The 20,778-nt window shown below is 49.8% G+C and carries 22 protein-coding genes and 7 tRNA genes; 10 read left to right on the forward strand and 19 right to left on the reverse strand.

The window, feature by feature from the left end:
* Positions 1-9: 9 nt before the first annotated feature.
* Positions 10-996 carry a bifunctional threonine ammonia-lyase/L-serine ammonia-lyase TdcB gene (gene tdcB, locus AAZR23_RS09255; protein ID WP_107678818.1) on the reverse strand — a complete coding sequence of 329 codons (987 nt, stop codon included), beginning with the start codon at positions 994-996 and terminating at the stop codon, positions 10-12.
* 1,330 nt (positions 997-2,326) lie between these two features.
* On the opposite strand from tdcB, the gene fabG reads away from it, so the two are divergent.
* Positions 2,327-3,082 carry a 3-oxoacyl-ACP reductase FabG gene (fabG, locus tag AAZR23_RS09260; RefSeq protein WP_434692031.1) on the forward strand — a complete coding sequence of 252 codons (756 nt, stop codon included), beginning with the start codon at positions 2,327-2,329 and terminating at the stop codon, positions 3,080-3,082.
* A 65-nt stretch (positions 3,083-3,147) separates the two neighbouring features.
* On the opposite strand, the gene efeB is transcribed toward fabG, so the two are convergent.
* The 5 genes from efeB to AAZR23_RS09285 all read right to left on the reverse strand — a co-directional run bounded on the left by efeB (position 3,148) and on the right by AAZR23_RS09285 (position 7,161).
* Entirely contained in the window at positions 3,148-4,437 is a 1,290-nt protein-coding gene (gene efeB / locus AAZR23_RS09265; RefSeq protein WP_434692034.1) for an iron uptake transporter deferrochelatase/peroxidase subunit, read from the reverse strand.
* Complete coding sequence (locus tag AAZR23_RS09270; RefSeq protein ID WP_434692037.1) at positions 4,434-5,333, reverse strand: EfeM/EfeO family lipoprotein; 900 nt, start codon at positions 5,331-5,333, stop codon at positions 4,434-4,436. Before AAZR23_RS09270 ends, efeB begins: the two co-directional genes overlap by 4 nt.
* Positions 5,323-6,162 (reverse strand): FTR1 family iron permease, encoded by an 840-nt coding sequence (locus tag AAZR23_RS09275; RefSeq protein WP_052927516.1) that lies wholly within the window; start codon positions 6,160-6,162, stop codon positions 5,323-5,325. The genes AAZR23_RS09270 and AAZR23_RS09275 overlap by 11 nt, the downstream gene beginning before the upstream one ends.
* A 23-nt stretch (positions 6,163-6,185) precedes the next feature.
* Complete coding sequence (locus AAZR23_RS09280; RefSeq protein WP_431739772.1) at positions 6,186-6,506, reverse strand: cupredoxin domain-containing protein; 321 nt, start codon at positions 6,504-6,506, stop codon at positions 6,186-6,188.
* A gap of 100 nt (positions 6,507-6,606) precedes the next feature.
* Positions 6,607-7,161: an iron transporter gene (locus tag AAZR23_RS09285; protein ID WP_046894814.1), complete on the reverse strand. Its 555-nt coding sequence runs from the start codon at positions 7,159-7,161 to the stop codon at positions 6,607-6,609.
* Positions 7,162-7,401: 240 nt separating this feature from the next.
* On the opposite strand from AAZR23_RS09285, the gene AAZR23_RS09290 reads away from it, so the two are divergent.
* Together AAZR23_RS09290 and AAZR23_RS09295 are read left to right on the forward strand one after the other, a co-directional pair.
* Positions 7,402-7,998, forward strand: coding sequence for a DJ-1/PfpI family protein (locus tag AAZR23_RS09290; protein ID WP_166708220.1), 597 nt, complete (start codon positions 7,402-7,404; stop codon positions 7,996-7,998).
* A 65-nt stretch (positions 7,999-8,063) separates the two neighbouring features.
* The gene (locus AAZR23_RS09295) at positions 8,064-8,315 is read left to right on the forward strand and encodes a hypothetical protein (RefSeq protein WP_434692040.1); all 252 of its coding nucleotides are present in this window, start codon (positions 8,064-8,066) and stop codon (positions 8,313-8,315) included.
* 4 nt (positions 8,316-8,319) lie between these two features.
* Here AAZR23_RS09295 and AAZR23_RS09300 read toward each other — a convergent pair whose 3' ends face one another.
* Positions 8,320-8,838 (reverse strand): YgjV family protein, encoded by a 519-nt coding sequence (locus AAZR23_RS09300; protein ID WP_054424653.1) that lies wholly within the window; start codon positions 8,836-8,838, stop codon positions 8,320-8,322.
* 161 nt (positions 8,839-8,999) lie between these two features.
* Positions 9,000-9,227, reverse strand: a complete 228-nt coding sequence (sra, locus tag AAZR23_RS09305) for a stationary-phase-induced ribosome-associated protein (RefSeq protein WP_015422863.1) — start codon at positions 9,225-9,227, stop codon at positions 9,000-9,002.
* Between the two features lie 161 nt (positions 9,228-9,388).
* On the opposite strand from sra, the gene AAZR23_RS09310 reads away from it, so the two are divergent.
* Positions 9,389-9,853 carry an HIT family protein gene (locus tag AAZR23_RS09310; RefSeq protein ID WP_166708221.1) on the forward strand — a complete coding sequence of 155 codons (465 nt, stop codon included), beginning with the start codon at positions 9,389-9,391 and terminating at the stop codon, positions 9,851-9,853.
* 52 nt (positions 9,854-9,905) lie between these two features.
* Here AAZR23_RS09310 and AAZR23_RS09315 read toward each other — a convergent pair whose 3' ends face one another.
* The 7 genes from AAZR23_RS09315 to AAZR23_RS09345 all read right to left on the reverse strand — a co-directional run bounded on the left by AAZR23_RS09315 (position 9,906) and on the right by AAZR23_RS09345 (position 11,989).
* Positions 9,906-11,012, reverse strand: a complete 1,107-nt coding sequence (locus AAZR23_RS09315; protein WP_434692046.1) for a hypothetical protein — start codon at positions 11,010-11,012, stop codon at positions 9,906-9,908.
* 258 nt (positions 11,013-11,270) lie between these two features.
* Positions 11,271-11,346, reverse strand: a tRNA-Lys gene (locus AAZR23_RS09320).
* Between the two features lie 25 nt (positions 11,347-11,371).
* Positions 11,372-11,447: transfer RNA gene (locus AAZR23_RS09325), tRNA-Lys, on the reverse strand.
* A 32-nt stretch (positions 11,448-11,479) separates the two neighbouring features.
* A tRNA-Val gene (locus AAZR23_RS09330) sits at positions 11,480-11,555 on the reverse strand.
* Between the two features lie 37 nt (positions 11,556-11,592).
* A tRNA-Val gene (locus AAZR23_RS09335) sits at positions 11,593-11,668 on the reverse strand.
* A gap of 55 nt (positions 11,669-11,723) precedes the next feature.
* Positions 11,724-11,799: transfer RNA gene (locus tag AAZR23_RS09340), tRNA-Val, on the reverse strand.
* A gap of 40 nt (positions 11,800-11,839) precedes the next feature.
* Positions 11,840-11,989, reverse strand: a complete 150-nt coding sequence (locus AAZR23_RS09345; RefSeq protein WP_160316257.1) for a hypothetical protein — start codon at positions 11,987-11,989, stop codon at positions 11,840-11,842.
* 146 nt (positions 11,990-12,135) lie between these two features.
* Between AAZR23_RS09345 and gltX the strand changes: the two genes are divergently transcribed.
* From gltX to AAZR23_RS09360, 3 genes are all read left to right on the forward strand, one after another.
* Positions 12,136-13,551: a glutamate--tRNA ligase gene (gene gltX, locus AAZR23_RS09350; protein ID WP_166708222.1), complete on the forward strand. Its 1,416-nt coding sequence runs from the start codon at positions 12,136-12,138 to the stop codon at positions 13,549-13,551.
* A gap of 130 nt (positions 13,552-13,681) precedes the next feature.
* Positions 13,682-13,757: transfer RNA gene (locus tag AAZR23_RS09355), tRNA-Ala, on the forward strand.
* Between the two features lie 40 nt (positions 13,758-13,797).
* Positions 13,798-13,873: transfer RNA gene (locus tag AAZR23_RS09360), tRNA-Ala, on the forward strand.
* 47 nt (positions 13,874-13,920) lie between these two features.
* On the opposite strand, the gene AAZR23_RS09365 is transcribed toward AAZR23_RS09360, so the two are convergent.
* Complete coding sequence (locus AAZR23_RS09365) at positions 13,921-14,673, reverse strand: SDR family NAD(P)-dependent oxidoreductase (RefSeq protein ID WP_166708223.1); 753 nt, start codon at positions 14,671-14,673, stop codon at positions 13,921-13,923.
* A 124-nt stretch (positions 14,674-14,797) separates the two neighbouring features.
* Here AAZR23_RS09365 and AAZR23_RS09370 point away from each other — a divergent pair, with 124 nt between their 5' ends.
* Positions 14,798-15,220, forward strand: a complete 423-nt coding sequence (locus AAZR23_RS09370; RefSeq protein ID WP_046894808.1) for a MarR family winged helix-turn-helix transcriptional regulator — start codon at positions 14,798-14,800, stop codon at positions 15,218-15,220.
* Here AAZR23_RS09370 and AAZR23_RS09375 read toward each other — a convergent pair.
* The 3 genes from AAZR23_RS09375 to zipA all read right to left on the reverse strand — a co-directional run bounded on the left by AAZR23_RS09375 (position 15,214) and on the right by zipA (position 18,584).
* Positions 15,214-15,435: a DUF3820 family protein gene (locus AAZR23_RS09375; protein WP_046894807.1), complete on the reverse strand. Its 222-nt coding sequence runs from the start codon at positions 15,433-15,435 to the stop codon at positions 15,214-15,216. The two genes, AAZR23_RS09370 and AAZR23_RS09375, sit on opposite strands and share 7 nt — an antisense overlap.
* A gap of 59 nt (positions 15,436-15,494) precedes the next feature.
* Positions 15,495-17,516, reverse strand: coding sequence for an NAD-dependent DNA ligase LigA (gene ligA, locus AAZR23_RS09380; protein WP_218426428.1), 2,022 nt, complete (start codon positions 17,514-17,516; stop codon positions 15,495-15,497).
* Between the two features lie 72 nt (positions 17,517-17,588).
* Positions 17,589-18,584 (reverse strand): cell division protein ZipA, encoded by a 996-nt coding sequence (zipA, locus tag AAZR23_RS09385; protein ID WP_208323389.1) that lies wholly within the window; start codon positions 18,582-18,584, stop codon positions 17,589-17,591.
* 234 nt (positions 18,585-18,818) lie between these two features.
* On the opposite strand from zipA, the gene cysZ reads away from it, so the two are divergent.
* Positions 18,819-19,571 carry a sulfate transporter CysZ gene (gene cysZ / locus AAZR23_RS09390; RefSeq protein ID WP_218426429.1) on the forward strand — a complete coding sequence of 251 codons (753 nt, stop codon included), beginning with the start codon at positions 18,819-18,821 and terminating at the stop codon, positions 19,569-19,571.
* A gap of 190 nt (positions 19,572-19,761) precedes the next feature.
* A complete protein-coding gene (gene cysK, locus AAZR23_RS09395) occupies positions 19,762-20,718 on the forward strand; it encodes a cysteine synthase A (RefSeq protein ID WP_107679956.1) in 957 nt (318 codons plus the stop codon).
* Positions 20,719-20,778 lie beyond the last annotated feature (60 nt).

Genomic DNA, 20,778 nt, shown 5'->3' on the forward strand with positions numbered 1-20,778 from the left:
ATGCAAATATTATTTTTCGTGGGTACCAATAATTTCAGAGATACGAGTCAGGTCAATGTTCCCGCCGGAAATGATGCTGACTGTCTTCTTGTGTTCGATATATTTTTTCAGTTTTCCGCTCAGAATCGCAGCAGACGCCAGTGCACCGGCACCTTCGGTCACTACTTTGTTGCGCTGAATTAACGCAATCATGCTTTCGCGGATTTCTTCTTCTGTTACCAGAATGATGTCTGTAACCAGCTCTTTCACGATGTCATACGTGATACTGCCCGGAGTCGAAACATCACAACCATCTGCCACAGTACCGGCATCACGATGGGTCGTGATTTTACCAGCACGGTATGATGCTTCCATACCATGAACGTTTTCAGATTGGACACCGATCACATTAATAGTCGGGTTGATGGATTTCAGAGCAATAGCAACACCGGCAATCAGACCGCCGCCGCCGATTGGAACGATAACGTTATCGACGTCATACAGATCTTCGAGGATTTCCAGACCGATAGTCCCCTGGCCTGCAATCACTTTTTCATCATCGTATGGCGGGATAAAGATACGGCCTTCCTGCTCAATGATCTCTCTTGCTTTAGCAATCGTGTCGTTGAAGTTATTACCGTGCAGAACAACTTCCGCAGAGTAATCCGAGGTTGCTGCAATTTTGGATTTTGGTGCACCTGTAGGCATAACAACTTTGCCGTCGATACCTAACATCGCACAAGATAAAGAAACGCCCTGAGCATGGTTACCGGCTGAGCAGGCAACGATACCCTGTGCTCTTTCTTCTGGTGTCAGCGAACTTAACTTGTTAAATGCACCACGGAGTTTGAATGAACCTGTGCGCTGCATGTTCTCAAATTTTAAGTGGATTGTGCCGTTGCACTTCTCACTTAAATAATTGGACTTCGGCATTCCCGTTTTATAGACATGTCCTCTGATGGTTTTTTGTGCATCAATGATATCTTTAATGGTTACCGGAAGATCGTATGTAATCATGACAAACCTCGTCCTATCTTTTTATATATATTAAAATTGAGTCTAACTATACCGATAAATTTAAAAACAACTGTATTTCAAATCATATTTTTAAAATATTCCCGAAAAACTTTCTCAACGTGTGATCCAATCCAAATTTCTTCCGGTTTTCTGTCTTTTTTAATGTTTTATATTTCATTTCAAGTTAAATGAAAATGACTTAATGTTATTAATTTGTTAAAAATAAGCAGCAACATTAATACTTGGTTATGTAACGTGACATGTTTTCCGTTTTTTGTTATCTGCGTTACTATTTTGTGAGAAAACCACTGCGTAAAAAGACGTATAAATGATCCCTCTGCGTAAAAAAGCCCCTGTATTTTGACAAAAATTAATCTTACCAAGGTCCCATCTTACAGCGAAATATCCTGATTTTTTTAACAATCCTGAAAATACAATGTGACACAAATCACTAAAAAACACACATCTTATTGTTTATAATGACTTTGTGTATTTTTTACCCATAACAATCCGGATTTGCAGTAAGACGTAACATGTTCTTCCATCTGTACGGATTACCACCGGATTCTTCTGAGGGTTAAATTCGGATAAAAAATCACCAAATCTTTTGTTTATATGTTAATGATTACCATTTAAAGCCGGGATGTTACATTTGCATGACATAAATCGTAACGTTTTTTTGCCTGTACCCCTGAAAAATTGTTCACTTTAGGAAACAGCTAAACAGCTGTTTTTTTAGCCCTGATCTGTATTTTTTTCAGCCAGACCGTTAATTAAATATATATTAAATTTGTGACAATTTTATTTATCCGGTATTTTTAAACAGGAATTAAATAGTGTGAATAAATAATTTGATTTATAACCTATTTAATAATCAAAAAACGATATATTTATATTTTTTTATAATACGGTTTATGGCTTTTTATTTCTTCCCGGTCAAAAATAGCCGGTTTTCGTCTGTGGGTATAGCATCCAATATCAACATAAGGCAACTATCAACGAATCAGTGGATTTTTATCCTGCCGTGTAAAACAAAAATAGACGTTAATGTCACTGTAAAAGCATCCAGTGCCTATCGTTAATCCATTGCCGGATGACATTAAAACGGAAGAAAATGTTATTTTGCTAAAATCGATTCAGTCATAAGAATGGTTTTCTGCCCCGCTGACACAATTATCTGTTACAACTCACTACTCAGGCGGCAGACACTAACCTGTGTGACAGTCTTCATACTTCATCAATCATGATGGCTTTGCCATTGCATTCCGGGACAGCCATGCTGTAATGATTTACGACTTAAGTGTTAACCCCGGTAAACAGGAGAATGTATATGTTCGACTTGACAGGTAAAATCGCAGTGGTTTCCGGCGGCGCCAAAGGGATTGGCCGCGGCATCGTAACCGCGCTGAAAAAAGGCGGCGCCACCATCATTATTGCCGATATTGATGAAAAAACCGGCCGTGCGACAGCTGCTGAGCTGGGTACAGACTTCATTGCACTGGATGTGACCTCTCAGTCTCAGTGCCGTGCTGTTGTCAGTGAGATCAGAGAAAAGTATGGCCGTCTTGATATTCTCTGCTCAAATACCGGTATTTTCCCGCAGTGCACCATCAAATCCATGACGGAGCAGGACTGGGATACCATGCAGAAAGTGAATGTGAAGGGAATGTTTTTCCTGATTCAGGCGGCACTGAGCGTGATGGAGGAACAAAAATACGGCCGGATCGTGATTACATCTTCAATTACCGGCCCCGTCACCGGTTTTCCGGGCTGGAGCCATTACGGTGCAAGCAAAGCAGCACAACTCGGCTTTATGCGCAGCGCCGCGCTGGAGTACGCCCGTCTGGGGATCACCATTAATGCGGTACAACCGGGAAATATCCTGACAGAAGGGCTCAAAGCACAGGGTGAAACGTATCTGAATCAGATGCGCGCCACTATTCCGACGCATACCCTCGGCGAACCGGAAGATATCGGTTATGCAGCGGCGTTCCTTGCCTCTGATGAAGCGAAATACATTACCGGACAGACCATCATTATTGATGGCGGCCAGATCCTGCCGGAATCCCCGGAAGCGCTGCTCTGATAAAGCTGTTCTGATAAATCTGTTCTGAAAAAAACCATGCAGGTGAGGATACCGCCGGTATCCTCTTATTCGCCCTGTTCCCGCGCGGCAGCAATCAGTGTCTCACCCAGGTAACTTTTCTCAGATGTTATCCCCGGCAGCACCAGATAATATCCCCCGCCGAACGGTTTGATGTAACGTTCGAGAGGTTCGCCGTTCAGACGTTTTTGTGTATCAATAAATCCTGTTTTCAGATCCTTCTGGAATGAGATAAACACCAGCCCCATATCCAGCTGTCCTGACGGGGTCAGCCCCAGAGAGTAGCTGTAACTGCGGCGGCGCAGTTTGGCAACATGTCTTTCAGTAGATCGGGGTTCCGCGCGGCGCATATGTGAGTCAAACAAGACCCGGTCACCGTGCGGGTCCTGTTTAAAGTCCGGATCGTCATGTTCCGCCGTTTTCCCCATCGGCGCACCACTGGCTTTATGACGGCCGAAATCATTTTCCTGATCCTCAAGCGGTGTCCGGTCCCAGAACTCCAGTTCAAAGCGGATAAGGCGTACTGCCTGATAACTGCCGTTTTCCGCCCAGGCGGGTTCCCGGCTGGTGATCCAGACAAGATCATTCATCAGGACATCATCACCGGCGTCTGCATTCCCGGTGCCGTCTTTAAAGCCAAACAAATTAACCGGCGTTGTGCGGCACTCGATATCTCTTGCAGGCAGAAAACCGTCAATTTTCCATAATGGTGCCACCCGGCCGGAAAGACGGCGCAGCACTTCGCGTAATGCGTAAATCACCGTTTCACGGCTGTTGGCACAAAACTGCAGCAGGATATCCCCGCCACACCAGGCCGGATCAAGCCGGTCATTCGGGAATGCGGTCATGCCCGTAAATTTCTTTGGTTTCAGCGGAGATAAGCCGAAACGCGCATCAAACAGAGAGTGACCGAGAGAAACCGTGACCGTCAGCGCATCAGCCGTCAGTGCCGTACCGAGAATACCCGATTCCGCAGGCGGCATTCTGTCATCGCCCGGTGTTGCGGCCTGCCGGTTACGGGTCAGTTCCGCAATACAGCCTGTCAGCCGCCGGAAAACATCCTCAATCTCATCCAGAGTTTTCACCGTCAGATTCAGTGCCAGGAAAACCGCTTCTTTTTGCTCCGGAGTGATAACCCCGGCCTGATGTTTACCTGTATACGGAATTTCCCGCAGCCGGGCGCTGTTATCGCACGCTGCCGGTGCGGCAACGGCAGAAAAGGCAGGTAATCCGCCGGATAACAGGACGCTCCCTGCCCCCAGCCATTTCAGGGTGTTTCGTTTGCTGAGGCTGACAGACTCGTCTGATTCAGCCGGATTCGGTTTACCGTGTCTCATTGTTCATTCCGGTATTTGTAATACACATCTATTTTCAGCTCCGCACGCAATTGTGCCAGAGATTCCGCCAGCAGTGTCAGATCGGCATACAGCTGCTGTTTATCTTCCGGTGTCAGTTTTTCATACACAGCATACTGCCCCCGGGTATCCCGGTAGCGTGCCATTACGGCATCCGGCCCGGCAAACTGTTTTCGGAGTGTATCATTGGTTTTGTCGGATAATAACGGTGCCAGCCCGCTGGCAATACGGCGCGCACCCTCAATATTCGCGGCAATATCTGATAAATCCGAGCGGCTGTAGCGGTTTTCATCACCGGCCAGTTTGGTACTGAGGATCAGCTCAATACTATCATCCGCTGACTGCACCAGTTTCGCTGCCGGCAGAGTTTCCACGGCGATCCGTTGTTTCAGATCGGCAATATTGCGCAGTAAATCTGCGGTGGCAGCCTGTGCAGCGGCAGGATCATTTTGTGCAAACAAGGCATATTCGATGCGGTGAAACCCGGTGAATTTCGGATCCTGCTCGCGGCTGAGAAAATATCCGGCATGAGGGTTAATCACTCTGTCGGCGTGACCGAAGACCACCACCGCCGCACGGATAACTTCGTAATCATAATGTGCCTGAATACAGGCCTGCCGTGCAGCAGCCATATCCCCGGCGGTCAGGGCTTTTTGTAACAACAGCAGCTGATGTTCAGTTTCTGCCGCCTGTTTTCCCATCATCGTCATATAATCCGCCACAACCGGACGGAATTTTTCAGGGGACGGAATATCCCCTTTGGCGATCACCACATCACTGCCGGTATCCGGATTACCGGCGCGGTATTTCTCCGCATAGCCGGGCGTACTGAGCAACAGAGATGTCAGTATCAGTACAGCAGTCCGGTTAATCAGCATGTTTTTTTCCTTTGCGGCAGAACAGCGCAATAATCACCAGCCAGTACACCACGAAGGTAATCACGCTCAGGCCGATAGGCTGCGCACGGTAGCCGAACAGGCTGGCGAGGAAACTGCCGGTGGTTCCGGTGTCATCGAGCCAGTCCGTGGTATCCCACAGCGGATAGATAAGAAAATCATTCAGTTCGATATCATGCTCTGTCAGCAGATTGACAATTTCTTCCGTTCCCTTAAGTAACAGAGAACAGGCCAGAAACAGCAGCACAATACCGGTGATACGGAAAAACCATTTCCAGGCAATTTTGCGGTACGTGAACATAAACAGCCACAGAGTCAGTGCTGCCACGGCGATACCGGCCACAACCTCACCGGTAAATGACCACATGGTGTCCGCATTCAGCCCCATCACAATACCGGAGAGAAACACCACAATTTCACTTCCCTCACGGGCTATCGCAATCGCGACAATAAACAGTGCTCCCCACCAGGAATGCTGCCGGGCGCTGTCGTTCATTTCCTGCTCAATACCGGCTTTCAGAGATGCGCTGTGCTGCTGCATCCAGTACACCATCTGTACGATCAGTACCGATGCGAACAGCGACATACCGATCATAAAGTACGTCTGGCCGCTGTCATCCAGCACATTAAATACGCCATAGATAAGCAGAGCGAGAAACAGTGACAACGCGACACCCAGTGCCACCCCGCCCCAGAGATAGCGGCGTCCTGCGGCTGCATCCGGGTGCTGTTTTATCCACGCATAAATGATGCCGACCACCAGCAGAGCTTCAAAGCTTTCCCGCCAGACGACAAAAAGAACCTGTCCCATAATTAATTCCTGTGAACTGACACTTATTCCGCGATGATTTCACCGGCCGGATGCGACAGATGAAAATCATCAAAAAAGGTATATTTCCCGGGTTTAAGCGGCGCAATCACCACCACGGAAGATGCGCCCGGCGCCAGCACTTTTTCTTTGCGCAGCTGGGTGCTTTCAAATTCGACCGGTTCTGTTCCGGTATTGGCTATTTTGATGCGGATCGGTGTTTTCGCAGGCACTTTAAGTACCGGCGGAGTCAGTACGCCGTTATTCATTTCCAGTTCGACAGTGAATTTTTCCGCCGCACCGGCGGGTAGTGATATCAGTGAAAGCACAGATAAACACAGTGCCATAACAAAGGATTTCATGAGTGACCTCTGCGGGATAGTGACGTCCGGTGTCCGGACAGCAGGCCGGTGTTACCCGGCCTGCTGTTTTCCTTAAATAATAAACTCAGTAACTGCCTTTGCGGCCGGTACCGGCATACTCGAAGTCCCAGGAGACATCAAACGGTTCAAACCACGGGGCAACACCGGTTTCTTTATCAATATGACGACCGAATGCCACGCTGTCATTCATGCTCGGCGGAGAGATACGGTATTCGACACGGTATTTACCGTAGCCATCCAGCTTCAGGTTTTCACCGTAGTGCGGGCCATCGCTGGCAACCATTGCCATAAAGGTGCCGGACTGGGCTTTCTTCGGATCATCCAGTTTGGTGACTTTGTAATCCACTTTCAGATACGGGATCCAGTCTCCTTCCGCGAAACCGTTCGGGTTTTCCTCAACGGCATGGATATCCGCTTCCAGATGGATATCTGATTTGTCTGCCGCCAGGTGATGCATTTCATGTTTGCCTTCCACTGCCATGGTAATCGGCTGCAGATACACACCCTGAATTTCCATACCGTTTTTGATAACAGGCTGTCCGAGCGGATACTCCAGTGCCATGGCGGAGGTTGATACCACGCCCAGTAATGCTGCTGCCACACTCATCCCGATACGCATGCTGATTCCTCATTGTCATTATACAAATAGTACCGACAATAATAATCATTATCATTTATGCTGTTCAAGTAAAAGTTATCGTTTACCGCCACATTTTTCAATGAAACGGTTACATTTCATCCCGGATTCAGCCACAAAATACATCCGCAAAAGCAATGTCCGGCAGGAAATATCCGTTGTTGTATAATTTCCGCTGATGCGTTACATCTTAACCAGCCTTCCGCAAATGAGATCACACTGATGCAAGCCGGTATTGTATTGTTCGATATTGTATTGTTCGATGGTTTTGAAACCCTGGATGTGTTCGGCCCCGCTGAGATTTTCGGCCGTTCCCCGCATTACACACTGAATTACTGTTCCCTCAGCGGTGGTGTGATCACCAGCTCACAGGGGGCACAGATAATAACAACTGTATTTGAGCCGGAGAAAACCGCACTGATGCTGGTGCCGGGAGGTCAGGGCACACGGCGGCTGGTCAGTGATGAAGATATGCTCGCAGCGTTGCGTACCGCGGCACAGCACGCACAATGGTGCCTTTCTGTCTGTACCGGTTCGGCCCTGCTGGCGGCGGCCGGTGTGCTTGACGGCAGACGGGCGACATCCAATAAACGCGCCTGGCAGTGGGTAACCTCGCTGCCGGCACAGGTAAATTGGGTGAAAAAGGCACGCTGGTGTACGGACGGCCGTTTTTATACCTCTTCCGGTGTATCGGCAGGCACAGATATGGCGCTGGCATTTATTGCTGATCGCCATGGTGAAGCCGCAGCAGAAGAGATCGCACAACACATTGAATACCGGTGGCATAATGATGCCGGTGATGACCCTTTCGCAGTATAAAAACTGGACGACAGGCAACCATTTACGACATAATAGCCCCTCTGAAATAAAACCGGCGGATGTTTATGTTAGAAACTATCGGATTTGTGTTACTGGTGAGTACGTGCGGCGATGATGCCTGCGAGGCTCTGCCGGTCACAGAGGATATCTATAGCAAACATGAATGTGAACTCCGCCTGGAATATATCGCCAAACGCCGTCCCGGCCTCTATTTTATGTGTAATGAGGTGATGCGTGAAACCGGCGCCGGCAATGACGACAGCCCCGGTATTCCGGACAATCCGGAAAACACGCTTCCCGCAGATGAGCAGCCGTAATTCTTCAGCTGAACGGATTAATTCCCTGTTTTATCAGGCGCCGGAAACGGTAAATCGCCCAGCCGTTGATTACCAGAAACGTTGATTCAATCAGTGTACCGCCCACGGTTCCCAGCCAGGCGTTATACACCACCCAGCAGGCCGTTGAACACCAGAGTACATAGCGCATACGCAATCCGCCCAGCAGAAAAAATGCAAAGGTGCTCATCAGTGTGCCCGTCACCGGAAGCACTTCCTGCCAGGTACGGATATTCGGCACAGCAAGAATCAGCGTCAGTGAGACAAATAACCAGAGAATCCGGCGCTGGCGGTGACTGATGGAAACATACGTGCGGATACTGTTGAGAGTGGCACTGATCCCCGCCGGATAAGCCCCGAGCAGAAAAAAGTGGGATGCCATAATAGCGGTGTAAATTGATAACCGGATTTTGAGCTTCCGCTCATTGCGCTGGACAAAAACAGTTGTTCCTATAATAAACGCAACAATACCGAGCCCCTGCCCCGCGTAATACAGATAGTCCATCTTCCCCTGCCGTAATCACATGCTGAATGGTTTTAATTATTGTGCTGCCAGCATAAACATAATTTGTTCCGGTTGCGAGCTATTGCACGTTTCAGACATTAAAAAAGAGGCCTCAGCCCCTTTTCTTATTGCATCATGCCGTTATCACATGTGCCGTGGTATTAACATGCCATATAGCCCGGATAATGTGTCTCGATTTTATGATAGGTCCGGGTTTTCTTATTGTCGTCCTGAATCACACAGATTCTGCTTTTTGACTTCAGCGCCTGCGGGATTTTTTCCGCGTTTTCATCCGCGGCAGCTGCAATAAAGATGTTAATTTTTGATTTTCCCTTACTGTACGTGTAAGGCATTCCTAACAAACGTCTCGCAGCTCTATTAGTTCGCATAATAAACTCCTCATTGTTATGAACGTTCACCCATTATAGCAACTTACTGAAAATAATAAAGTTTTCTCTAAGTTACTGATTTAATGCCTGCATAATGGTATTTCCGGGTTGCATCCTGTATGTTGGATACAACCTGTTCACTGCCCGGGAGTATCTGATAAATGGCCTGTATTTTTTGTGATATTGCAGCGGGGAAATCCCCCTGTCATAAGATTTGGGAAGACGAAAACTATCTGGCGTTTTTGTCCATTTTTCCCAATACCGACGGGTTTACTGTTGTGATCCCGAAAGCGCATTATCCGAGCTATGCATTTGATCTGGAAGATGATGTCCTGACCGGACTGGTACTGGCGACCAGGAAAGTGGCAAAAATTCTGGAACAGGCATTTCCGGATGTCGCACGCTGCGGGATGTTTTTTGAGGGCTACGGTGTGGATCATATCCACAGTAAACTCAGCCCGATGCACGGGACGGCGGATATGACGGAATGGCGGCCGATTGAACATAAACAACCCGCTTTTTACACGCAGTATCCCGGTTTTTTGTCATCCCACGACTGTGAGCGGGCAGATGACGGGAAACTGGCTGAACTGGCTGCAGCTATCCGCGCAAGTCAGAAAAACTGAGTGATTCCGGTGGTGCGCTCACCACCGGAATATTGTATCAGCAAAATATGTATCAGCGGACTTCACAGCCGACTACTGTCGCATACCCCAGGCCGTCACTGTCCATCATCAGCAGGCATTGCGGGCTGAGGGTTTCCATGGCTTTTATCAGCATCATCGCCATCACAAAGACGGCTTCTCTGTCAGCACTGACCTGATTATCCGCAATATAAATATTATTTTTCAGGAAGGTACGGCGTTGTGCTTTATTGCAGAACTCATAAATCACATCCTGAGCCAGTTCACTTTCCCGCATCAGCCAGAACGATTTTTCTTCCTCTTTATCCAGCAGATTCATTTTTTCCAGCATCGGAAGATCGGACGTTAACTGCATTTCATTGATCGGCATAAAACGTGACAGACTGCCGCTGAACGGGAATGTATTGCGCTCAAAATAGTAGCAGGACGTCAGCAGAATGGCACTTGCCATTTCATGAAAGGCCGGGATTTGACCAACCTGCCAGATATTCAGTCCGGCGAGCAGCCACATGGCGCTGTTATCTTCCTCATCAAACAAATGACCGATATCATCCGGGCTCTGAATGATTTCTGCCGTGCAACCCCAGATTTTTGTCACCGCACGTTCGATTTCTGAATTTTGCAGCTGATTCGGGGTAACCACATACACCGTTTTTAATTTTGACTGGTAACCTTCGTGCTGCTGATTCAGATCTTTATCCAGTGCGGTAAAAATAGCTTCAACCGAGTGGTCATAACCGGCAAGCGGCTGTTTATCTTCCTCTTCTGTCCGCCGTTTTTGCTCTGATGTGTAAGCTTGTTTAACATTTTTCGACATCAGTAATGAAACCCCGGTCACCATCAGTTTGCGCTGACACCAGTTTACCCATTCATTACGTTTAAAATTAATGGAGGCATTCCAGCTCTGACAGGCTATCCGCGCCTGCTCATGACGGTGCATGGCATAAGTAAACAGACACATCCAGATCAGAATGTAAGGCAGGTAGATAAAGATCAGTACTTCTGTCAGCGGGAGTTTGAAAATATAAAAATCGAGGAAAAAGATCAGTGCCAGAACAGCGAACAGCAATCCCAGCCACAGCGTAATTTTGGCACCCGGCGCATCACGTTTAACCGGAAATTCAGGAACAGGCCACGACATCGGAATAGAGCTCCATGCTGAAAAAAACAGAGATATGCCGCTCCGGGCTGCCGGAACGACGTCAGTATTGGTTATAAAAAGAGAGATCACAAAAAATCGTGACTGATACAGGAAAATAACGGCAGACCGGTTAAAAACTTTAATGGAACAGTATGAGGCAGATCACAGAATCAGACGGAAAGTATCGGGAAACAGACAGAAATACAGAAAGAGGATAATAAGACGAAAAAGAGAGAGAAAAAAAAGAAAGAAGAAAGATGGTGGGTCGTACAGGATTCGAACCTGTGACCAATTGATTAAAAGTCAACTGCTCTACCAACTGAGCTAACGACCCATCTTTGGGATTTACTTTTCAGGAATGGTGGGTCGTACAGGATTCGAACCTGTGACCAATTGATTAAAAGTCAACTGCTCTACCAACTGAGCTAACGACCCATACCTGAGTGATGCGGGAGAATCATGTGAAGTGGTGGGCGATACCGGGCTCGAACCAGTGACCCCCTCCTTGTAAGGGAGATGCTCTACCAACTGAGCTAATCGCCCACTTCAGGATGACTGCAACTTACATCATTATTATGAATGGTGGGCGATACCGGGCTCGAACCAGTGACCCCCTCCTTGTAAGGGAGATGCTCTACCAACTGAGCTAATCGCCCATTCATAACATTTACTTCTTTACTTCACTATCACAACGTTCATTCTTAATAAGAATGGTGGGCGATACCGGGCTCGAACCAGTGACCCCCTCCTTGTAAGGGAGATGCTCTACCAACTGAGCTAATCGCCCGTCGTGATGGAGGTGCATTATAGGGATCTCCGCGTTTGAGTCAACGCTTTTTCGAAAGAAAATGATCGTTCGTTGTAATTTTAGTCACCCTGTTCTGATTATCGCCATCCGCGTGCAGTATGTAAGCAGAAATCGGATAAATCGTGATCTCCGTCGGGTTAATCGCTGCAAAAACACGCTGTTTTGTCATGCTTTTTTCCTTTTAACGCGAGAAAAATGACTTTTTCGGCCTTCTTTCCCCCTTTTCATTGAGGAATTATGTCTCAGTGCTAAAATATCCCGCATCGTATTTCATCATCCACTACGTCTGGCGCAGACGTTATGAAAGGCATTCCAATGAGTAAAGTAAAAACCCGTTTCGCACCCAGCCCTACCGGCTACCTGCATGTGGGCGGTGCACGTACCGCTCTGTACTCCTGGCTGTACAGCCGTCACAATCACGGTGAATTCGTCCTGCGTATAGAAGATACCGATCTTGAACGCTCAACTCAGGAAGCTATCGACGCCATTATGGACGGGATGAACTGGTTAAATCTCGGCTGGGATGAAGGCCCGTATTACCAGACCAAACGTTTCGATCGCTACAATCAGGTGATCGACACCATGATTGAAAACGGAACCGCTTACCGCTGCTACTGCTCCAAAGAGCGCCTGGAAGCCCTGCGTGAAAAACAGATGGCAAATAATGAGAAGCCGCGTTATGACGGCTGCTGCCGCGATCACGCGCATAACCATACTGCGGACGAACCGCATGTGGTGCGTTTCCGTAACCCGCAGGAAGGGTCTGTTATTTTTGATGACAAAATCCGCGGGCCGATTGAATTCAGCAACCAGGAACTGGATGACTTAATCATTCGCCGTACTGATGGCTCCCCGACCTATAACTTCTGTGTGGTTGTCGATGACTGGGATATGGAAATTACCCATGTTATCCGTGGTGAAGACCATATCAACAACACGCCGCGCCAGATCAATATCCTGAAAGCGCTCGGCGCACCGGTGCCGGAATATGCCCACGTCTCCATGATCAACGGCGACGACGGTAAAAAATTATCCAAACGTCATGGTGCGGTAGGTGTAATGCAGTACCGTGATGACGGTTATCTGCCGCAGGCTCTGCTGAACTACCTGGTGCGTCTGGGCTGGTCTCACGGTGATCAGGAAATCTTCAGTATTGAAGAAATGACTGAGCTGTTCACGCTGGAAGCTGTCAGCAAATCTGCCAGTGCATTCAATACTGAGAAATTACAGTGGCTCAATCACCACTATATTAACAGTATGCCGGCGGAAGAAGTGGCCGTTTACCTGCAATGGCATATTGAAAACGCCGGGATCGATACCCGTAACGGCCCGGAACTGGCCGACCTGGTCCGCCTGCTGGGCGAGCGCTGCAAAACACTGAAAGAAATGGCGGAAACCTGCCGTTACTTCTATGAAGATTTTGACAGCTTCGATGCCGATGCAGCGAAAAAACACCTGCGCCCGGTTGCCCGTCAGCCGCTGGAAGTGGTTAAAGCCAAACTGGCCGCACTGACCACCTGGACACCGGAAGCCGTACATGAAGCCATTCAGGCAACGGCTGATGAACTGGAAATCGGTATGGGTAAAGTCGGTATGCCGTTACGTGTTGCTGTGACCGGTGCCGGTCAGTCTCCGGGCCTGGATGTGACCGTACATGCGATTGGTCAGTCCCGCTCTCTGGCGCGTATCGATATGGCGCTGGGCTTTATTGCTGAGCGCGAAGCACAATAATCATTATCTGCTGCTCAATACCCGGCCCTGTGCCGGGTATTTTTTCATCGGTCGCACACTAATTTCATATTAAGCCGTTGACAGCACAGGGAAGCTTGCCTATTATGCTGCGCGTCCGGTCGATTTTATCGGGGCTATAGCTCAGCTGGGAGAGCGCTTGCATGGCATGCAAGAGGTCAGGGGTTCGATCCCCCTTAGCTCCACCAAATCTTTGGTGACTGATAATATCGCGACATCCGGTTTTCCGGGGCTATAGCTCAGCTGGGAGAGCGCTTGCATGGCATGCAAGAGGTCAGGGGTTCGATCCCCCTTAGCTCCACCAAATTCAAACCCCGGTCTCTGACCGGGGTTTTTTGTTTCTGTTTTCTGTCATTGTGCGGTATAGCCGCCATCCACCGGATAGAACCCGCCGGTACAGAAACGGCTGTCATCTGACAGCAGAAACGCCACCATTTTTGCTACTTCTTCACGAGTGGCCATCCGTTTCATCGGGTGACTTTCTGCCATCATTGTCTGCACATCCTGCGGTAAATCCAGAATAGCCGGTGTCGCCACATAACCCGGCCCGACCGCATTAATCCGCACGCCCTGCTCTGCATATTCCAGCGCCGCTGCACGGGTCAGCCCGAGTACGGCGTGCTTGGCTGCAGTATAAGGGGCGATCCCTGCAATACCGGTTATCCCGTTACAGGCCGATAAATTCACCACCGCCCCGCCGCCGCTTTTGATAATGGCGGGAATGCCGAATTTCATCCCGAGAAATGTACCGGTTACATCCGTATCAATCACATCCTGCCAGGCCTCAAAATCGTAATCCGCAATCTTCACACCGTGCGGCCCGGTGATGCCGGCATTATTCACCAGACCGTGTAAAGCACCGAATTTATCCAGCACCGTATCCACCATCTGTCTGCAATCATTCAATTTACGTACATCTGCTTTGATTGCCAGCACGCTATCCCCCGTAGGATCCAGCTCATTTATTGCTTTTTGTAAAAGACCCGGATTTCGCCCGGTAATTGCCACTTTAGCGCCTCTTTTCAGTAATTCACGGGCAATTCCTTCACCCACCCCGGTTGAAGCTCCTGTAATCAGTATAATCTTCTGTTGAAAGTCAGACACGATATCACCTTTTAATTAACTTTGGTTAACTAAAAGCTTAATTGATTAACTTTTGTTAATCAATGTTCTTTTCCTGATTTTGCCTTTCAGCTAAACTAAGGAGTGAGGATAAAAGGGAGGTGTTATGTCATTCAAGGAACTGGAAAATACACTGTCATTGTTACAGTGCACATTGGTAGCGCAACGAACCATCTGCTCACCTGAGAAGGTGACATGGGCACAATATGATGTCATGGAAATGTTGCGCCTTCAGGGGGATTTAACCCCGTCGGATTTAAGCCAGAAACTCGGGATTTCGCGCCAGAATGTCTCGAAATCATTGCGGGCGCTGAAAAAACATCAGTTTGTTTCCCAGTATCAGTCGGAGACCGATAAACGGGAACTGGTTACCCAGCTGACACCGGAAGGTGAAGAGTTTCTGTCACGCGCGGCAACAGGACGCACACGCAATGCAGAAAAAGTATTTGCAAGTCTTGATGACGATGAACAGCGTCAGTTTCGTATACTGAGCAGGAAAGTCATCGATGCACTGACACAGGATCAGTGAGCAGGACGTTTAAGCGGTTTTATCAGGCCACTTAAACCTTCAATTTTGATAGTGAGGGTGATCTGCATCAGCTGACCCAGTCGTCCTTCAGGAAAGCAGTCTTTACGGGCAAACCAGAGCAGGTATTCCTCAGGAAGGTCAATTAAACGACAACCTTTGTATTTACCAAATGGCATAGCAGTATTAGCGACAGCCACTAAATCTTCTTTCTCCATCATCTCTCCTGATGTGACTGAAACGGTCTTCCGCGGAAGACCGTTTTTCATCATTGTTGTCAGTTCAGCAGCGCAATAAATTCATTTTCATCTATTACTTTAATACCCAGCTCTTCCGCTTTGGCCAGTTTGGAGCCGGCCGCTTCCCCCGCAACCACCAGATCGGTTTTTTTCGACACACTGCCGGTCACTTTGGCACCCAGAGCTGTCAGACGATCTTTCGCCTCATCACGGGTCAGAATCTGCAATGAGCCGGTCAGCACAACCACTTTACCGGCAAACGGATTATCCAGTGCCGATGCATCCACAGCCACCACATCCGGCCAGCTGATACCGGCTTCGTCCGTCAGTTTGGTGATAACCTCCCGGTTATGCTGTTCACGGAAGAAATTCACCACATGCTTCGCCACAACCTCACCTACATCAGGAACCGCTTTCAGCGCTTCTGTATCCGCCTGCTGCAGGGCCTCCAGCGTTCTGAAATGTTCCGCCAGGTTAGCAGCTGTGGCTTCGCCGACTTCACGTATTCCCAGCGCATAGAGGAAACGGGCGAACGTCGTCTGTTTTGATGCCGCCAGTGCATCTGTCAGTTTTTGTGCGGATTTCGGCCCCATACGCTCCAGTCCGGTCAGCTTTCCGGGTGTGAGTTTCCACAGATCTGCCGGTGTCTTCACATATTCCGCATCCACCAGCTGATCGATAATTTTATCGCCCAGACCGTCCACATCCATGGCGCGGCGGGACACAAAGTGCTTGAGTGCTTCTTTGCGCTGCGCCCCGCAAATCAGGCCGCCGGTACAGCGGGCAACAGCTTCGCCCTCCACCCGCTCAATATCTGATCCGCATACCGGGCAATGGAGCGGAAACTCAATTTCCCGTGCATCTGCCGGACGTTCAGATTCCACCACGCCCACCACCTGCGGGATCACATCCCCGGCACGGCGGATAACCACAGTATCGCCGATTTTCAGCCCGAGGCGGCTGATTTCATCCGCATTATGCAGTGTGGCATTACTGACCGTCACACCGGCCACCAGCACCGGCTCCAGACGGGCAACCGGGGTAATGGCACCGGTACGGCCGACCTGAAACTCCACATCACGGACAACCGTCATCTGCTCCTGGGCCGGGAATTTAAAGGCCGTCGCCCAGCGCGGTGCACGGGATACAAAACCCAGCGCCTCCTGCTGTGCGATGGAATCCACTTTGATCACCACACCGTCAATATCAAAACCCAGCACCGGACGGCTCTCTTCCACATTGTGATAGAAATCCAGCACGGCCTGACTGCCGGTACAGCGCATCACCCGGTCGCTGACCGGTAATCCCCAGGCTTTAAATTGCTGCAGCCGCTCATAATGACTGCCCGGCAGTGTGCCGCCTTCCAGCACACCCACGCCGTAACAGAAAAAGGTCAGCGGACGTTTTGCCGTCACTGACGGGTCCAGCTGGCGCAGTGAACCGGCCGCCGCATTACGCGGGTTGGCAAAAACTTTGCCGCCGGTGCGGCGCGCTTCCTCATTCATTGCCTCAAAGCCTTTCTGCGGCATAAAGACTTCACCGCGGATCTCAACACGCTGCGGGATATTCTCTCCGCGCAGTTTCAGCGGGATAGCGCGGATAGTCCGCACATTGGCGGTAATATTTTCCCCGGTCGTACCGTCCCCCCGGGTTGCTGCCTGTACCAGGCTGCCGTTCTCATACAGCAGGCTGACCGCCAGGCCGTCGAGTTTCAGTTCACAGCAGAATGTCAGATCCTGCGTGTCTTTCAGACGGTCGCGCACACGTTTGTCAAAAGCGAGATAACTCTCCTCATCAAACACGTTATCCAGTGACAGCATCGGGATTTCATGCCGCACCTGTTCAAAGGCACTCAGCGGCGAGGCCCCGACCCGCTGTGTCGGGGAATCCGGTGTAATCAGCTCCGGATGTGCCGCTTCCAGTGCTTTCAGGCTCTGCATCAGACGGTCATATTCCGCATCCGGCACTTCCGGGTTATCCAGTACGTGATAACAGTATTCATGATGGCGCAGCGTGGCGCGCAGTTGTTCAATGTCGTTTTCGTTATTTTTTGGCATCATAGTTATCTGCAATCTGTTTATACCTGAAAAAAACCCCCGTCATTGCGGGGGTTTTTATGCGATTTATGTTTCTCAGTTCTGTCCGGTGACGAGAACTTTCCGGATGCGCGCCTTGTACACCTCGATTTTCTGCGGTGTCAGCATCTTGCGCTCTTCATCCAGAACCACCCCGCCGACATCCGATGCGATGCGCTGGGCGGCCTGTAACATCAGCTTGAAGTTCTGACCGGCATCGCCGTAGGACGGCACCATCATAAACATGGCCACGCCCGGGGTTTCGATCTCTTCCATCTGCTCCGGCACAAATGTGCCCGGATTCACCATATTGGCCAGACTGAACAGAACCGGACCGCTGCCCGCCGGATCAACATGGCGGTGATAGATATTCATGGCACCGAAACGGAACCCGGCCTGCTCAATCGCCGTGCGCAGGGTGTCACCCGCAAGCATCTGTCCCGGATGTGCGGACACAAACAGAGCCAGTACCAGTTCCTTGTTCTCAGCGCTGCTGGCCGGAACCTCTTCCTGTACCGGAACCGCTTCCGGTTCAGCCGCAGGTTCCTCTGCGTGTGTATGAGAAATACCGGCTTCTGCTTCTGCTGCCGTGATCACCGCTGCCGTTGTTATTTCCTCCGGAGCAGAGGCATCCGGTGCCGGTGCTTCCTGCTCTAAAGCATCAAATAATCCGATTTGCGGCTCTGTTTCCGGTGTTTTTACCGGCTGACGGCGCGGGCTCTGAGCTTTCGGTATCACAGGCTGCTCTTCCGGCGCTGATGACGGATATGCTCTGCCGGCAGATAATAACGGATCCTGCTCATTCTGCGCTTCTGAATACGGAGAAACCCGCGGAGCCGGATCTTCCGGTAATGCGGCAGCATGACGGGAGCCGTCAGCCTCTGACATGTCATCAGCGGCTTCATCCTGTGACTCGTATTTACGACGCTTCATGGGGCGCGCGCGAAACAGGGATGAGCGCTCTTTACGGCTCGTCCACAGTCCGTGAAGCAACAATGCGATGATTGCTGCCGCCCCCACAACGATTAATATCAGACGCAAATCTTGCATCAGTGCTATCTCTGTTGTTTAAATTAAAGGCCACCATGGCAAAATACTATCGTTTGATTACAAGAGTATTTGTCAATGATGTTAAGTTCAAGTCCCTGCACGTATTTCTTGCAATAAAGATCATTTAATTGCTCTTTTTGACTGATTTTTCATCCTGACATTTCATTTGTGGCCGGACAAATCAATAGTTCAGTCTGATAGTATAACGTTTTCCAATCATAGGAGTGAATAGGAAGTATGACAAATCCTGTCAGGCCGCTCAGCGGCTTTGCATATGTTGCACAAGGATGGCGGCTGATGATGCGTCCGGGTATCCGGGCCTTCGTGATTCTGCCGCTGCTGGCCAATATCGTGGTTATGGGCGGTGCACTCTGGTGGTTATTCAGTCAGTTTGGCGGATGGATGACCTGGCTGATGGATAAAGTCCCGGGCTGGCTGCAATGGCTGGATTATCTTATCTGGCCGGTGGCGGTGATCTCCGTGCTGCTGATTTTCAGCTATTTTTTCAGTACCGTCGCCAATATCATCGCCTCGCCGTTTAACGGCTGGCTGTCGGAGAAACTGGAAGCGGAACTGACCGGGCGTCCCGCGCCGGATCAGGGCTGGGCGGATCTGATGAAAGATATTCCGCGTATCCTGAAACGGGAGGTGGTCAAGCTGCTCTATTACATCCCGCGTGCCGTTATCCTGCTGATTCTGTTCTTTATTCCCGGGGTCGGACAGACAATCGCACCGGTACTCTGGTTTATTTTCGGTGCATGGATGATGTCCGTCCAGTACGGGGATTTTCCGTTTGATAATCACAAGGTCAGTTTCCCGGACATGAAACGCACCCTGCGCCGCGATAATATGACCAACCTCCAGTTCGGTTCACTGGTCAGTGTGCTGACCATGATCCCGTTTGTGAACCTGTTTATCATGCCGGCCGCCGTCTGCGGTGCCACCGCGCTGTGGGTGGATCGCTACCGCGGACAGTTTGTCCGCGGCTGATCTGCCATCCCTTTCCGTGCAGGGCGGTTATCGCGCCGCTCTGCCGTTTTTCCCGTCTCTTATGCCTTTTCGCTATTAATTATCCGTCCGGTTATATGGATATGCCGATTATGTATTTCCTTTCCGCCGGTCAGCGGGTAATGTGGTTTTATATTTAGTCTGATTATGAATAACCCTATAAGGAAAACCGATGAGTAAGATATATGAAGATAATTCGCTAACCATTGGTCACACACCGCTGGTGCGCCTCAAACATTTCGGTCACGGCAATATCCTGGCGAAAGTGGAATCCCGTAACCCGAGTTTCAGCGTCAAATGCCGTATCGGTGCCAATATGATCTGGGATGCGGAAAAACGCGGTATTCTGAAGCCCGGCGTGGAGCTGGTGGAGCCGACCAGCGGTAACACCGGGATTGCACTGGCTTATGTTGCTGCCGCCCGTGGTTACAAACTGACCCTGACCATGCCGGATACCATGAGTATCGAGCGCCGTAAACTGCTGAAAGCACTGGGAGCAAACCTGGTACTGACCGAAGGTGCGAAAGGCATGAAAGGTGCGATTGAAAAAGCCGATGAAATCAGCGCGTCTGATCCGTCCCGCTATATCGTGTTGCAACAGTTCAGTAACCCGGCCAACCCGGCGATTCACGAAAAAACCACCGGCCCGGAAATCTGGGAAGACACTGACGGTAATGTGGATGTGGTGGTTGCCGGTGTCGGCACCGGCGGTACTATCACCGGTATTGCCCGTTACCTGAAAAATATCAAAGGGAAAAAAGACGTCACTATCGTGGCTGTCGAGCCGGAAGGCTCTCCGGTGATCACCCAGGCACTTGCCGGGGAAGAGATCAAACCGGGTCCGCATAAAATTCAGGGGATCGGCGCAGGGTTTATCCCGGGCAACCTGGATCTGAGCCTGATCGACCGTGTTGAACTTGTCAGCAACGAAGATGCCTTTGCAACCGCCCGCAAACTGATGGAGCGTGAAGGTATTCTGGCCGGTATTTCATCCGGTGCGGCCGTTATTGCCGCTGAGCGTCTCGCAAAAGAAGATAAATTTAAGGGCAAAAATATCGTTGTGATCCTGCCGTCTTCCGGTGAACGTTATCTGAGTACTGCCCTGTTCGCAGATATCAGTGATGACTGATCAACTGAACGGATTCAGTCCGCGCCCTGCCTGACATCGAAAGCACCCGTAAAGGGTGCT

Source organism: Morganella sp. Je.2.23, assembly GCF_051129855.1.
GTDB classification, from domain to species: Bacteria; Pseudomonadota; Gammaproteobacteria; order Enterobacterales; family Enterobacteriaceae; genus Morganella; species Morganella sibonii.